The organism is Acinetobacter sp. NIPH 2100 (genome assembly GCF_000369805.1).
In the GTDB taxonomy this organism is placed as follows: Bacteria; Pseudomonadota; Gammaproteobacteria; order Pseudomonadales; family Moraxellaceae; genus Acinetobacter.
Window position 1 is genome coordinate 1,126,696 of the sequence record NZ_KB850224.1, and the last position, 15,109, is coordinate 1,141,804.

Consider the following 15,109-nt stretch of genomic DNA (forward strand, 5'->3'; position numbering starts at 1 on the left):
TTAAACTTATTGAATTGACGTTAAAATTTTTTGTCTCTCTGTTGGAATGTTTAGATAGACAGTTATGTATTTATTATGTGACAAATATCCAATTATAAGATATTTGTGTGATATAAATATCTTATTCGCGATGAGCTTCTCTGTGGAATGTCTATTATCGTAATCTCATTCTCTTCCCCAAGAGTTTGAGATTTTTTTTATTTAAAAAATACCAATCAACGATTTGGGTAAAAAGTAGACGTTGTAAAAACGACTGATCGGGCTTTTCGAACGGGGAGGGAGGGGTATTATTTATTCAGATCGGGAGCTAATCTAGAGGTATTTGGAGAACTGACTTAGAATCTGTTCCCCACATTGATTTGAATTCAATGACGTCTTATTTCTTTTGTTTAAACCGATATTTGCACTTTAAGCAGCGGTAATCCTGAAAAATATTTTTATCGACCATTACGCCTGCTTTTTTTCCAAAAATATTACCAATGACTCCACCTGTAACGCCTGCACTGATTGCACCAACAAAAGTGCCTACCGTTCCACCTACAATTACACCAAGAGGCCCAGCCACAGTTCCAATTGCTGCGCCAACAGAAGCACCACTTGCTGCACCACCAACTGTTCCTGCAGTTGTTCCAGCCGCCATCAGTAAAACGCCACCTGTGGTTCTGAGTAACTTGTCATGATTGCGTGTTTCAATTTCTGTAGAACCGCATTTAGGGCATAGTATAGGTTTGTCCATAAAACTATCCTGTCTTTGTTTGTTGAGGAGCAAATTTATTTTGCTGAATCAGAAGCATGTTTAACCACGTTGAGCACGAAGAGATGTCATCTACTCAGCAACGTGAGAGACCCCACTTATTGGCTCTGATTTTAGCTGAACAATGCCATAAATATTTATCGTTCATGTAAATACTTGTACTTTAATAATTATCCAGATATCGAAATGAGGAGATTCAGAGTAGAGAGGCTTTTGCTACCCGCCTAATTTGAGATTTTCCAGTTGGCTTGAAATGGATAGAAAACCAGAGGATGGGCGTATTGTTATCGTTGATTTGAACGATGTTTGATATGTAAAAACTCTTGCTTACAAAAGAGTTTTTACATATTTTTATTTAAGCTAGGAATGTTTCTTGCAAATAGCTCCAGACCATTTTGCCATTAATTTCTTCAATCAAAGCGCATGAACGTCGAATTAAGATACCTGATTCTTTGGTATGTTTTTCCGTATAGGTCAAAACAATGGCATCTTCTTTTTGCATTAAGACTTGTTCGTCATAGATTTCGATTTGGATATCAGGCATTTTTCCTTGATTATTAGTAAACAAGCCTTTGACGTCTTCAAGTGAAAAACGTTTGCCCGCAGCACCGACCATCTCAAAATGATCAGCAAAATAATCAATCAGGAGGGGAAGGTCTTGTTCAGCGTGTTTTCCATTAAAAATTTTCTCAATCAAAACATGCATACTATGAATGCTTTCGATTGCCTGCTCTTTGATAAGCGCCATATCCTTTTCCATTGAAAACTAATTATCTCGCTTTATTTTAAAACAAAAATAAATGTAAAATTCAATATAATTTTAAAATAAATTTATCAGTCTTATTTTATTTGACTCAGAAAACTTTGATCTAATATTTTAAAAAATTTATCATATCAAATATTTAGACTATAAAATTGAGTTTTTAGTCATTTATCCAAATTTTTAAGTCGTAAAGATCGCAAAAAAGGTATAACTTTATACCTGAAATATTATGGAAAATTCCATGTAAAAATAATAAATATAGAGAGGGATGATTTACCTTATTCAGGATGGATCAGAAAAGGAGCTGTGTTCTGATCATTCATCTTGCAATAAGAAGACGCATTAGAAAAATGGCATGGACACAAGGAAGAAACATGGATACTCATTCAACTGAGCCAGCACGTGCTCAATCAAATATATATGCTTGGTATGTAGTCCTGCTATGTATGTTGGCCTATATTTTTTCATTTATTGATCGGCAAATACTCGCACTCATGATCGAGCCAATTAAGGCAGATCTCGGCATTTCAGATACACAATTTAGTTTATTACATGGTTTAGCCTTTTCTCTATTCTATGCCTTTATGGGACTGCCCTTGGCATACTTAGCGGATCGCTTTTCTCGTCCAAAAATTATTGCAGTCGGTGTGGTGTTTTGGAGTATCGCAACTGCATTCTGTGGTTTGAGTAAGAACTTTATCCAATTGTTCTTGAGCCGTATGGGCGTCGGTGTCGGAGAAGCGGCACTTTCACCAGCTGCATATTCAATGTTTAGCGATATGTTCAGTAAGGATAAACTAGGACGTGCTGTTGCCGTTTATTCGATTGGTTCATTTGTCGGTGGCGGCATTGCCTTTTTAGTCGGTGGTTATGTCATTGGTTTGCTTAAAAATATGGATGCGATTGTATTTCCTGTTTTTGGTGCATTAAAGGCATGGCAAGCAGCATTTATTATTGTAGGTTTACCCGGCGTATTTATTGGATTACTGGTTTTACTTACCGTAAGAGAGCCGCAACGTAAAGGTCAGCGTCTAAATGCACAGGGACAAGTTGAAAAAACCAGCATAAAAGATGCTTTCAAATTTATCAAAAAGCATAGTCAGACTTTCCGTTGTCATTATTTGGGTTTTACCTTCTATGCAATGGCATTGTATTGTCTGATCAGTTGGACACCCGCATTTTATATGCGTAAGTATGGCTTAACCCCAACTGAAGCAGGCTATATGCTTGGGACTGTGTTGCTGGTTGCAAATATTCTCGGTGTACTTTGCGCAGGTTGGCTCAATGACTGGTTTATTCAAAAAGGACGTAAGGATGCGCCGATGATTACGGGTGTCATTGGTATTGTGGGTCTTATTTTACCGATTATGATCTTTACCCAAGTAAATGAATTATGGCTTTCAGTGGTGTTTCTGGTTCCTGCCATGTTTTTTGCTTCTTTCCCGATGCCAATTTCAACCACTGCAATGCAAATGTTGGCACCGAATCAATTACGTGCACAAATTTCAGCAATTTTCTTATTGATCAGCAATTTGGTTGCCGTTGGTATTGGTACCACATTGGTGGCATTAATTACCGATAAGATTTTTGAGAATCCACTCATGGTCGGTATGTCACTCTCGATTGTCGGTTCAATTTCATGTGTCTTGGCATTCTTCTTACTGAAAAAGGGTTGCAAAGCATTTAGTGCCAGTATGCAATTGGAACATGGATCTTGATTGGATCGGTATCTGATGTAATACCCAAGCCCATTCGATTGTAGTGGGCTGTGGCTTTTTCTCTGCGCAATCAATCGCAATGGAGTGAAGTGATGGGACAGTCTCTCAATTTGGATCATCTGCATTATCTGGATGAGTTTTTATTATTCAAATCAGATGATTATAAAATCATTAAAGATCAAATTAGCCATTATCTTTGCCCGCACCAATTTGATGTGGAAACTGTTGAGCCGTTAAATACGCGGTTAAATGGTTTTAGCTTTGGCAATTCGGCATTGTATGACCTGAAATATAGTGCACCTGTGATGATCACGATTGATGAAGCATCCAACTTTTATTTATTTCGCATCACACTGGAAGGGCAATGCAAGGTCGGGCTGGAAAATGAACAGCTGCTACAGTCGCCTGGCATTATGTCGGTCACGCATCCGAATACCCGACAGCAAATTGTGACCAATCAGCACTGTCGAAATATTATTTTAAAACTGGCTAGACAAGATGTGGAAACACAATTGTTCAAGATGTTGGGTCATACCAGCCATGATGCGATCTTGTTTGATACAGGATTGTCTTGCACGGCAGAAGGGATACGTTCGATTGTTGAAACACTCAATTATCTGTGTCATGCCTATTATAATATTCAGAACTGGAGCTTTATTTCCGCGAGCTTCACTGAATATTTGATTGAATTAATTCTACTTAAAATTCCCAATAACTTTAGTGCCTTGCTCAATGTAAAAAGACAGCAGGTTCTGCCCGGTTACATCAAAAAAGCACAACAGTATATTCAGGATCATCTGCAAGACCCGATTTCTCTATCGCTATTAAGCCAGTGTTGTGAGGTATCTGTACGAACCTTGCAAAAAGGCTTTAGTCAGTATTTGCAACAAACACCTGTGGAATATATTCGTGACCAACGAATTGAGCGGGTGCATGCCGCATTGCAAAACTGTCATGGCAATGAAACCGTGACCGAAATCTTATTACGTCATGGCATTCAAAGCTTTGGGCATTTTTCCACGTTCTACAAGAAGCGTTATGGTTGCCTGCCTTCGCACACTCTAAAAATGAATCCTGTGCAAATGGCCGAGATGGTTTCGTAAATTGAAGCAAGCTTGCGTATTTGGATAAGCCTGATGCGTGCTGGTCTTCTATGATGAATTGAAATCAATCAGGAGGATGTAGCATGAAAATTACAGTATTGGGCGGTGGTCACGGATGTTATGCAGCTGCGGCAGAAATGGCAGAAAAAGGCCATGATGTGGTGTTATGGCGTCGAGATACGCAAGCACTGGAGCAACTGGCTGCAACTGGGGTTTTGAATATTAAAGATTATCAGGGTGATCGTAGTGTCACCGTCGGTTTTTCGGATTCGCAGATCAACCTATCAGATAATTTAGAAAAAGCTATTCAGCATGCCCAGTTGATTATTATTCCTTTACCTGCCACCACACATGTTGATTTGGCTCGCCAAGCAGCACCTTTTTTTAAAGCAGGCCAAGTGGTGTATTTACCGCCTGCAACTTTCGGAACTTTTATCTTTGCAAAAGCCATGCAAGAAGCAGGTAACATGGCACCAGTCGCGTTTGCTGAAACTGGCACATTGCCTTATCTGGTCCGTAAACATGGCGTGAATCAAATTGTAGTGAGTGGTTATGCTACCCGTTTACCTACTGGTGTATTCCCGAGTGCGCTTTCAGCACATGCATTTGAGCTGTTAAAGCAAGCCTACCCAAGTGTTGAACCGATTGAAGACAGTTTAAGCGGTGCTTTAATGAATGCGGGACCGATTATCCATCCGCCTTTGATTTTGATGAATGCTGGACCACTAGAGCATTTTGAGGCATGGGATATTCATAATGAAGGCACACAACCTTCAATTCGTCGCGTCACCAATCAGCTTGACGCAGAACGGATGCGTGTAAGAGAAGCATTGGGTTATTCTGCACCACATTTCCCCTTAGCAGATCATTACAATAAAGATGGGGAAGGTGATGAATGGATGTATGGGCGCGGGGCACATGGCAAATTAACGGATAGTGGTGACTGGCGTGAGGATATCGATCTTCAGTCGCATCGTTATATGCTTGAAGATACGCGTTTGGGATTGTCGTTCTTGGTTTCTGTAGGGCGCTGGGCTGGTGTTGCAACCCCAGTTGCTGAAGGTCTGTTGAACCTTGCATCTGCCGTCACGGGCAAAGATTTATATCAAGAAGGTCGGACGCTAGAAAGTTTAGGTCTGGCGCAAAAAACCAAAGCTGAATTACAAGCAACCTTACAGCAAGGAGTCTGATATGACATCGATTCGACAGGTTGCCGTATTGGGCGCGGGTCGTATGGGAAAGGCAATTGCAATTGCCTTTGCCTATGCGGGGTTGAAAGTAGCTTTGATTGATGCACGACAACGAACAGAGGCTGAGTTTGATCAATATCAGGCGCAGATCCAAGCGGACTTAAAGCAAGAGTTACAGTTACTGGAAAGTATCCAGTTTGTTCAATCTGAACAAACAGCTTTTATTCTGGGGCAGATTGAGATTTTAAGTAAAGTTGGCTCTATACCTGCCTTGGCGAACTGTGATTTGGTTTTGGAGGGTGTGCCTGAGGTTAGGCAAGCCAAAGAAGAGATTTTTGCTTGGCTGGATCAATATATTGCGCCAGCCTGTATTGTCGCATCGACCACATCGACTTTTTTGGTCACCGATATTGCGCAAATGATTTCTCATCCAGAACGGGTGGTCAATGCCCACTGGTTAAACCCAGCCTATCTGATTCCGCTGGTCGAGTTAAGTCGCTCTGAGCAAACCTCAAATGAAGCCGTAAATACCCTGAAAAGTTTCTTGCACGCAATTGGCAAAGTTCCAGTGGTCTGTAATGCCAAAGCTGGTTATATCGTTCCACGGATTCAGGCTTTAGCCATGAATGAAGCTGCTCGGATGGTTGAAGAAGGTGTTGCTTCCGCAGAAGATATCGATATCGCCATTCGTACGGGCTTTGGTCTACGTTTTTCAGTTCTAGGGCTATTGGAGTTCATCGACTGGGGTGGTGGGGATATTCTGTATTACGCTTCCCAATATCTAGAAAAGGAGTTGGGTGACCGTTATCGTACACCTGAGATTATTGCTGAAAATATGCGTAGGCAACGTAATGGCTTAAGAGAAAAGCAGGGCTTTTATAATTATCACGACATTGACGTGATGCAATATAAATTACAGGTACTGCGTACATTCTCAGACCGAATTGAAAAGAATGACCTGAAACCAAAATTCAACGTAACACAATCTTAATGATTACTCAGCCTTGATAGAAGCCCATACATATTGTGATGGGCTTTATTCTTTAGGTTTCAGCTAGCCGGCATCAGATCAAACACCTTCTTCAATTGTGCATTGAGCTGATGAAGTTCCTCATCATCAAAGGCATTTAGAATGCCAGATAAAGTGACTTGGCTGATTTGATTAATTTGCTCTACCAACTCTTTGCCTTTTTCAGTCAATTTCACCATCGAAATACGTTCATCTGACTCTGAAGAAAAAACCTGAACAATATCATCCTCTACCAAGCGATAAACAGCTTTGGTTGCAGTGGTTAATTTAAGGGTAGATAAGTTCGCAATCTCGGTAATGCTCGCTTGTTGCAGGGCATTGGTGCTTAAAATAATTTTACGACGAGTATTGTCAATACCTAGTTTTTTTATAGATTTTTCAATAAGTTGTGTGTATTTTCCATTCACTTGAGAGATCCAGAAAAATGGATAGCTTTGTAAACTGCTAGGTTCATTATTGGGTAGAAATTGTTCTAAATGAGTAAGCATAGCAAAGTGATAACTTTATAAAAATGGATGTGAACCATTATACAAAATTTCGAAACATTTTCTTTGTTCTTAATCATGAAAAATACTTGACAATTACATTACTTTTTCCGATATTTGTATTAAGGATAAAATTACATGGAAAAGTGAATGAATATTATTGTACAAGATGTACAAAAAGGAATGGGTACCTTAAAGGTCATGGTGAAAGATTCCATTGATATTCAAGGTATGAAAACGATGGCAGGTAGCAAAGCCCTGATGCAAAGCCAACCTGCAATCGAAAATGCAGACGTCGTTAATCGCATTTTGGCAGCAGACTGCCAAATTACGGCAAAAACCAATTTGCACGAATTGGCATTTGGTATCACGGGCATTAACCATACCTTTGGTACAGCCATCAATCCTAAATATCCAGCGCTTATTCCAGGTGGTTCATCTAGCGGTTCTGCGGCAGCGGTTGCAGCAGGTCTGGCAGATTTTACGTTAGGAACGGATACAGGTGGTTCGATCCGTATGCCTGCGGCATGTTGTGGTGTTTTTGGATTAAAACCGACTTTTGGGCGTGTTAGCCGTAAAGGTGTACATCCTGCAAGTAGCTCACTGGATTGTGTAGGCCCTTTTGCAAACTCAGTCGAGATGATTGAAACAGCAATGCAGATCATCGACCCAACTTTCAAAGTAGCTGATGCATTACAGCAAGCACCCAAACTTGCTTGGTTACAGGTAGATGCGGATCCACAAGTCATCGCTGCAATTGAGCAATATTTGGCGCAGCTTCATTTACAAGCTACTCCCGTTGAAGCGTCATTTTTTGAAGCTGCGTTTCATGCAGGTATGCAAATTATTAATTATGAAAACTGGCAGGCCTACGGCGACTTAACCCAAACAGGTTTGGTGGGTGCCGATGTGAATGGACGTTTACTCAAGGCTGCCGAGACAACATTGGCACAAGTCAAACAAGCTGAACAGGTTAAGGCGACATTCACTGCCGAAATTGATCGTTTGCTTGAGCAATACGATGCGCTGATTTTACCAACATTACCGCAGATTCCACCCCAAGTGGTGGATGCGGAAAACACAGTTGCGCTGTTGAATTTAACAGGTTTGGTTCGTCCCTTTAATCTTTCGGGACACCCTGCGATTTCAATACCACTGCAAACAAAGGAAGGATTACCTGTGGGTTTACAGGTTGTAGGGAAAACCAATGCCGATGCGCAGTTGTGTGCAATTGCGAAATATATCAAGGCGGCGGTGTTGTAAATAACAAGGAGTTAGGTGATGAATAATTTATCTATGCAGGAATTTGTTGCTGATACCAATGCCACCGAATTGGCAGCTTTGTGTCAGGAAATCCGTGAACGTGCCTGTACTGGTGAGTTTGATGATCAAGCTTATGTGAGTCAGGACATTATCGATAAATTAAAAAAAATCGGTGTCTATCGCGCACTCGTACCGAAACGTTTTGGTGGCAATGAATGGTCGCCGAAACAGTTTTGTGAGTTGATTGAGCAATTGTCTAAAGCAGATGGATCAGTGGGATGGGTGGCAAGTTTTGGCATGAGTCCCGCTTATTTGGGCAGCTTACCAGAAGACACCTTGAAGACTTTATATAAAGACAGTCCAGACATCGTATTCGCTGGCGGAATTTTCCCACCGCAACCTGCCGAAATTACCGATGAGGGCGTTGTCGTCCGTGGTCGTTGGAAATTTTCGAGCGGCTGTATGGGTGCAGACATTGTTGGCGTTGGAATTTCGCCACAAAAAGACAATGAAGCACAAGGTTTACCACGCATGGCGGTAATGCCAGCCAATCAAGCCAAAGTTGATATGACTTGGGATACGGTTGGTTTAAAGGGAACAGGAAGCCACGATTTAGTGGTAGAGAATGTTTTGGTGGGTAAAGAGTGGACCTTTATCCGCGGTGAACCGTCAAAGTTACCTGAACCCTTTTTTAAATATCCGTCTTTATCGCTTGCTACCCAAGTGTTGACTGTTGTTGGTATTGGTGTGGCAGCGGCAGCGCTGGATGAATTCAAGCAACTGGCTCCAGGAAAGGCTTCGATTACAGGTGGTGCTGAAATTGCCAGTCGTCCTGTCACTCAATATGAGTTTGCTCAGTCAGATGCCGAGTTCAAAGCAGCACGTAACTGGTTCTACGACACGATGGATATTGTCTGGAAAGAAGTGGTTGCAGGTCGTACACCAAGTGTTGAGCAAGTTAGTGATATGCGTTTGGCCTGTACGCATGCAGCGCGTGTTTGTGCTCGGGTTGCACGCAAGATGCAAATGTTGGCAGGCATGACAGCTATCTATAGCAACAATGTGTTTAGCCGTTTTGTGAATGACACCAATGTGGTGACTCAACATGCATTTATGGGCGATGCCACCTTACAAAATGCAGGTCTCGTCAGCTTTGGCTTAAAACCAGCACCGGGTTACTTATAAGCTTAATAGCGGAGAGGTGAATGAAATGGAAGCAAAGAAAACATTGCGTGTTTTGTTCTGTATGGGAATCAACCAAAACTTTCATGATGCCGAACCTGTTGAAGCAAAAGCAGTATGGGCGGCATTTGGTGAGATGTGGAATGGTATTCATGCACTACCCAATATAACTGTATATGGCAGTTTAGATGATGATCAAAGTATGGTCGGTCCGAGTGATGGATGGCCTTGGACGACATATTTGTTGGTCGATGTTCCAAATATAGAAACTGTACATGCAGCATGTGATTTATTTCGCACAACCGTCGTGGGCGATGGTCCATACAAACTTTGGAAGTATTGCAAAGTTGAAGCGCGGGTTGGACGTGAATTGATCATACAACAGTAAGGCATCGCCATGGATGAGAATTTAAATATCGCTAAATTGATGCAGCGTTTAGCGCAACTTGAAGCACAAAATGCGATTCGTAACTGTATCAATCGCTATATGGAAATTTGCGATGCGCTAGATGCCAATACGGACCTAGATGAGCTGATGGACTTGTTTGATGCCGACAGCATCTGGGAAGGCATTGGCGAGAAATATGCCAAATCTTTTGGACGATATGACTCATGGCACGCGATTTACAGCATGTTTAAAAGTTATACCCAAAAGCAGTCTCATTTCGTTATGAATGCTCACTTTGTCAGTTCTGAACAAATTTACATTGAGCAGGATCAAGCCAATGCAACTTGGCTGATGCTGCAAACCTCAACCTTTAGAGATGGTCGTAGCCATTTAAATGCTGCCAAGCTCAGCGTGAAATTTAAACAGCAAAATGATGGTCGTTGGAAAATCAAACATTTCCAGACGGAAAATATTTTTAGTCGCCCAGTTGCGCATTGGAACAGTACAGCGGAATTGCCAGTACCAGACCAGCGTTAAGGCAAAGGACAAATTGAAAAGGATCATTGACATGAATCAGATTATCCCAATGCAAAATATTGATATCGATTACAGTAGCTTAGTGCAAAGTGATCGCGCGCATACCTCCCTTTATAAAGATGAAAAGATCTTTGAAGATGAGATGCAAAAAATTTATTACAGTACCTGGGTTTGGGTGGCACATGCCAGCGAGATTCCAGAAGGTGGTAGCTACAAAACCATCAATATTGGTAAGCAACCTGTTGTTGTCGTACGTGATCGTAAGAAAAAAGTGCATGTCTTACTCAATCGCTGTCGTCACCGTGCTGCAACGGTCTGTGAACATAAAAAAGGTAAAACCAATAGTTTTGTCTGCCCGTACCATGGTTGGAGTTATGCACTTGATGGTTCATTACGTGGTGTACCTTCTCCAGAAAGTTATGGTGAATGCCTAGATAAATCAGAATTTCCATTGATCAGCCTTCGTGTTGAAGAATACAACGGCATGATTTTCGCGACCTTTAAACAGGATATTGAGCCCTTAGAAGATTTTCTGGGTGCTGCGAAAAAATGGATTGATCTGTTTATGAAACAAGGCGCGGGTTATCCAATTAAAGTCTTGGGCGAACATCGTTTCCGTTTCCCTGGTAACTGGAAAATTCAGTTGGAAAATACTACGGATGCTTACCATTTCCCATTGGTACATAAGTCATTTTTAAGTTCTGTGGATGAAAAGACTGAAGAATTATTTAACTTTGAAAATCAACCCGGTTATGTCGAAGACTTAGGCAATGGTCATAGTGTCATGGTGATGATTCCTGAGTTGGTTGATTTAGATGAAGAGTTAATGGAACGTCCGATTCAGGAGCGTTTTGAAGATTTAGCACAAGCACTACGTGATGAAGGTCATGCTGAACTTGAAGTTCGCCGTATGGTTCGTGCAGTTGGTGGTTCTGGATTCAACTTGAACTTATTCCCGAATATTGCTTGTTCAATGGCGTTCTTCCGAGTGATGCAGCCGATTTCTGCACATGAAACTGAAATTCACCATTCTGTGATTACCATGGATGGTGGTCCACAAATTGCCAACCAATATCGTTTACGTCTGCATGAACATTTCCAAGGCCCATTTGGTTTCGGTACGCCAGATGATTCAGAGGCTTGGGAGCGCGTACAGCACGGTGCCAATGCCGGTAATGATTTATGGATCATGCTGAATCGTGGTCTGCCAGGCGAAGTCAAAACTGAAGATGGTTTAAAGAGCGATGTGAGTGCTGAAACTGGCATGCGTGCTGCCTATCAGCAGTGGAAAAAGTTAATGACGGCTTAAGGAGAAGCGCGATGAAAATTGATTTAAATTTATTGAATGAAGTGACCGCGTTTATCTGGGCTGAAGCCGATATGTTGGATCATTCTGAACATGATGCGTGGCTGAAGTTGTGGAATGAAAAAGGTGTTTATATCATTCCAATCGACTCAAGCTTGACCGATTACGAAAATAATTTGAACTATGCCTATGATGATCATCATATGCGCAAATTACGCGTTGCCCGTTTAGAAAATGGTGAGGCAATTTCAGCATCTCCAAAGGCCAATACAGTGCGTAGTGTGTCACGTGTTCGTATCATCAAAGATCAAGATGGTGAAATTATCTTGCGTTGTGCACAAAATTTACGCGAGTTCCGCAAAGAAAGTTTGAAACATTACACTGCTGATGTGACCTTTCATTTAGCTCGTGATACCGATCAGGGCTTTAAAATCAATCGTAAAATTATTAATTTAGTTAACTCTACCGATACTTTAGCGGGTATCAGTTACATTCTCTAGGAGAACAAAAATGAAACAGGTTGTTTTAGTGACTGGCGCCGCTTCTGGTTTGGGTAATGTCATTGCAGAATATTTTGCCAGTCAGGGTCATCAAGTCATTCTGTCTGCAAGTACCTTGGAAAAGGCTGAGGCTGCCAAAGCACGTAGTCCACATACCGAGAATTTGTTCCCATTGAAATTAGATATTTCAGTTGAAGCTGATTTTCATGCAGCTGTGCAGTGGATTACGCAAAAGTTCTCCAAGCTGGATGTGCTGATTAACAATGCCACGGTCACCAAAGCAACGCCTGTTTTGGACATCACTGCCGCTGATTTTGATTGGATTACGCAAGTCAATCAACGTGGCACTTTTCAAGCCTGTCAGATCATTGGCAAATATATGGCAGATCAAGGCTATGGCCGTATCGTCAATATGGCTTCTTTAGCTGGTCAAAATGGCGGGACGGCAACAGGTGCGCACTATGCAGCGACTAAAGGTGCCATTGTGACATTGACAAAAATTTTTGCCAAAGAGTTTGCAGCCAAGGGCGTTACGGTGAATGCCATTGCTCCTGGACCTATGGAATCACCAATCGTACACAGCGTGGTATCTGACGAAAAAATGTCGCAGTTTATTCAAAACATACCGGTCAAAGCATTGGGTAGCATGGAGTTTATTGCTGAAACCTGTGCTTTATTGGCAAGCCCAAGTGCAGCCTTTGTAACAGGTGCGACATGGGATATTAACGGTGGATTATTTATGCGTTAAGCCATTGGTTTAACGTGTAAAAGGAGATTAATCATGACTACACTTTATAATGTTGTTGTCAAAAACCGACATGTTGAAGGTGAAAATGTTGCAGTCATGGAGTTTGAATCTGCAACATCGACAGCCTTGCCAAAAGTTGAAGCTGGTGCCCATATTGATGTGCATTTACCCAACGGTATGGTACGTCAATATTCACTTTGCCAAAATCCGAATGACCTCGGAAAATTCCGTCTCGGGATTTTACGTGATCCAGAATCTCGTGGTGGCTCAATTTCTGCATTTGATGAATTGAAAGATGGCATGCAGATTCAGGTCAGTGAACCTAAAAATCTTTTCCCTCTGGTGAAAGCAAAGCATTCAGTGCTGATTGGTGGTGGCATTGGCATCACGCCATTAATCACCATGGCCTATCAATTGGCGCAAGAAGGTGCATCTTTTGAGTTGCATTATTGTGGTGCTAGCCCTGAACGCTGTGCCTTTGTTGATGAAATTAAAACAGGCACATTAGCACCGTTTACCACCTTTCATTTTAAATCAGAGGGTGCCAGCCATCGCGAATTTTTCCAGTCCGCAATCAAGGGCATTGATGCTGCAAGTCATATTTATACTTGTGGGCCCAATGGCTTTATGGACTGGGTGATTAATTTGGCCGTTACACAAAGCTTTCCTGAACAACAGATTCATAAAGAATATTTTCAGGTTGAAGTGGAAACTGGTGGTGAGGCTTTTGAAGTGGTGGCCGAACGCAGTGGCAAAATTATTTTGGTCAATTCTGAAGAAACCATTTTACAAGCCTTGGCTCGTGAAGGTATTGAGATTGAGATGTCATGCGAGCAAGGCGTTTGCGGTACTTGCATGTGCGATGTGATTGAAGGTGAACCAGACCATCGCGATGTATATTTTACCGATGAAGAAAAAGCCAGCAACGAGCAAATATTGGTGTGTTGTTCCCGCTCTAAGTCAGCACGGTTGGTACTCGATATTTAAGGGATTTAAATAGAATAAATCCCTATCAGATACAAGCCGAAAATAGGATAAAAGATTCAGGAGAGAATAATGAACTCATTAAAAACAATGGATGAAATCACAATAGATCCAATGAAGTTCAGACGTGCCCTAGGTAATTTTGCAACAGGTGTCACCATCATGACCGCGCAAAATGAACAAGGTGAAAAAGTGGGCGTGACTGCCAATAGTTTTAACTCAGTGTCTTTGGACCCACCGCTGATTTTATGGAGTATTGATAAAAACTCATCCAGTTTCCCCGTGTTTGAACAGGCTTCACATTTTGCTGTAAACATTTTGTCAGGTTCTCAAATTGACCTGTCCAATAAGTTTTCACGCCGTAATATTGATAAGTACGAAGGTACGAACTATCGGGAAGGTGCTGGTTCTGCACCAATGCTGGAGAATTGTTCAGCGGTTTTTGAATGTGAACGTCATCAGATTATTGAAGGTGGTGATCACTGGATTATCGTTGGTAAAGTAGTGAATTTCCATGATCAAGGACGTAGTCCTTTGGTTTATCACCAAGGCGCATATTCTGGTGTCATTCCACATCCGTTATTACAGTTGAAAGAGACAGGTGAAGATGAGGATGTCGGTGAAATGTATCAGGGTCATTTATATGGCAATGTCTGCTATTTGATGAGTCGAGCATTTAAGTTTTATCAAACAGACTATATTCCAAAGCAATTAGTGACGGGATTCCGTACCAGTGAGGCACGCCTTTTATTGGTTTTAGGCAGTGGAACTGCTTCAAACAAAGCGGATTTGCCACGTGATATCGCCATGCCAATGCGTGAAGTGGAGCAAGCTGCGACAATCTTGAAAAAAGATGGTTTGTTACTTGAAAGTGATGGCTTTTTCAAATTGACAGAAAAAGGCAAGAAAACAGCCCACTACCTGTTTGATATTGCAGATAGCCATCAAAATGAGGTGTTTGCAAAATATCCTGATGATGAGAAAGAGATTTTCATCAAGATTCTGAAAGATATTGCAGGAATTGCATAAGGCGCTGAAAACCGACAGGAATGAGTGTTCTTGTCGGTTTTTAAATTGAGCATAGATTTTAGATGAAGATAGTCAGGCCTAATCTCAGTTTTTTCTTCTTTCTTTAACTGTAAAGGCCAAATGTTTTCA

The 15,109-nt window shown here is 41.5% G+C and carries 16 protein-coding genes; 13 read left to right on the plus strand and 3 right to left on the minus strand.

The genetic code is table 11. The features are described 5' to 3' along the window. Positions 1-376: 376 nt before the first annotated feature. Both F887_RS12730 and F887_RS12725 read right to left on the minus strand, forming a co-directional pair. The gene (locus F887_RS12730) at positions 377-736 is read right to left on the minus strand and encodes a hypothetical protein (protein ID WP_005150841.1); all 360 of its coding nucleotides are present in this window, start codon (positions 734-736) and stop codon (positions 377-379) included. A 373-nt stretch (positions 737-1,109) separates the two neighbouring features. Continuing rightward, positions 1,110-1,502 carry a hypothetical protein gene (locus tag F887_RS12725; RefSeq protein ID WP_005292495.1) on the minus strand — a complete coding sequence of 131 codons (393 nt, stop codon included), beginning with the start codon at positions 1,500-1,502 and terminating at the stop codon, positions 1,110-1,112. Positions 1,503-1,891: 389 nt separating this feature from the next. On the opposite strand from F887_RS12725, the gene F887_RS12720 reads away from it, so the two are divergent. The 4 genes from F887_RS12720 to F887_RS12705 all read left to right on the plus strand — a co-directional run bounded on the left by F887_RS12720 (position 1,892) and on the right by F887_RS12705 (position 6,519). Then, a complete protein-coding gene (locus F887_RS12720; protein ID WP_005292499.1) occupies positions 1,892-3,235 on the plus strand; it encodes a spinster family MFS transporter in 1,344 nt (447 codons plus the stop codon). Between the two features lie 92 nt (positions 3,236-3,327). Continuing rightward, positions 3,328-4,338 (plus strand): AraC family transcriptional regulator, encoded by a 1,011-nt coding sequence (locus tag F887_RS12715; RefSeq protein WP_005292501.1) that lies wholly within the window; start codon positions 3,328-3,330, stop codon positions 4,336-4,338. 83 nt (positions 4,339-4,421) lie between these two features. Further along, positions 4,422-5,528 carry an NAD/NADP-dependent octopine/nopaline dehydrogenase family protein gene (locus F887_RS12710; protein WP_005292503.1) on the plus strand — a complete coding sequence of 369 codons (1,107 nt, stop codon included), beginning with the start codon at positions 4,422-4,424 and terminating at the stop codon, positions 5,526-5,528. Position 5,529: 1 nt separating this feature from the next. Next, complete coding sequence (locus tag F887_RS12705) at positions 5,530-6,519, plus strand: 3-hydroxybutyryl-CoA dehydrogenase (RefSeq protein ID WP_005292505.1); 990 nt, start codon at positions 5,530-5,532, stop codon at positions 6,517-6,519. A gap of 59 nt (positions 6,520-6,578) precedes the next feature. On the opposite strand, the gene F887_RS12700 is transcribed toward F887_RS12705, so the two are convergent. After that, positions 6,579-7,046: a MarR family winged helix-turn-helix transcriptional regulator gene (locus F887_RS12700; RefSeq protein ID WP_005292507.1), complete on the minus strand. Its 468-nt coding sequence runs from the start codon at positions 7,044-7,046 to the stop codon at positions 6,579-6,581. Between the two features lie 147 nt (positions 7,047-7,193). On the opposite strand from F887_RS12700, the gene F887_RS12695 reads away from it, so the two are divergent. The 9 genes from F887_RS12695 to F887_RS12655 all read left to right on the plus strand — a co-directional run bounded on the left by F887_RS12695 (position 7,194) and on the right by F887_RS12655 (position 14,980). After that, complete coding sequence (locus tag F887_RS12695; RefSeq protein ID WP_005292508.1) at positions 7,194-8,306, plus strand: amidase; 1,113 nt, start codon at positions 7,194-7,196, stop codon at positions 8,304-8,306. A gap of 18 nt (positions 8,307-8,324) precedes the next feature. Next, positions 8,325-9,491 (plus strand): acyl-CoA dehydrogenase family protein, encoded by a 1,167-nt coding sequence (locus F887_RS12690; protein WP_005292511.1) that lies wholly within the window; start codon positions 8,325-8,327, stop codon positions 9,489-9,491. 25 nt (positions 9,492-9,516) lie between these two features. Next, the gene (locus F887_RS12685) at positions 9,517-9,876 is read left to right on the plus strand and encodes a hypothetical protein (RefSeq protein WP_005292513.1); all 360 of its coding nucleotides are present in this window, start codon (positions 9,517-9,519) and stop codon (positions 9,874-9,876) included. A 9-nt stretch (positions 9,877-9,885) separates the two neighbouring features. Continuing rightward, positions 9,886-10,413 (plus strand): nuclear transport factor 2 family protein, encoded by a 528-nt coding sequence (locus F887_RS12680; RefSeq protein WP_005292517.1) that lies wholly within the window; start codon positions 9,886-9,888, stop codon positions 10,411-10,413. A 31-nt stretch (positions 10,414-10,444) separates the two neighbouring features. Next, positions 10,445-11,722, plus strand: coding sequence for an aromatic ring-hydroxylating oxygenase subunit alpha (locus F887_RS12675; RefSeq protein WP_005292519.1), 1,278 nt, complete (start codon positions 10,445-10,447; stop codon positions 11,720-11,722). A gap of 11 nt (positions 11,723-11,733) precedes the next feature. After that, entirely contained in the window at positions 11,734-12,219 is a 486-nt protein-coding gene (locus tag F887_RS12670; protein WP_005292520.1) for an aromatic-ring-hydroxylating dioxygenase subunit beta, read from the plus strand. A 10-nt stretch (positions 12,220-12,229) separates the two neighbouring features. Beyond that, a complete protein-coding gene (locus F887_RS12665) occupies positions 12,230-12,967 on the plus strand; it encodes an SDR family NAD(P)-dependent oxidoreductase (protein ID WP_005292523.1) in 738 nt (245 codons plus the stop codon). Positions 12,968-13,000: 33 nt separating this feature from the next. Beyond that, the gene (locus F887_RS12660; protein ID WP_005292526.1) at positions 13,001-13,954 is read left to right on the plus strand and encodes a PDR/VanB family oxidoreductase; all 954 of its coding nucleotides are present in this window, start codon (positions 13,001-13,003) and stop codon (positions 13,952-13,954) included. 66 nt (positions 13,955-14,020) lie between these two features. Then, positions 14,021-14,980 (plus strand): p-hydroxyphenylacetate 3-hydroxylase reductase component, encoded by a 960-nt coding sequence (locus F887_RS12655; RefSeq protein ID WP_171067440.1) that lies wholly within the window; start codon positions 14,021-14,023, stop codon positions 14,978-14,980. Positions 14,981-15,109: the final 129 nt, after the last annotated feature.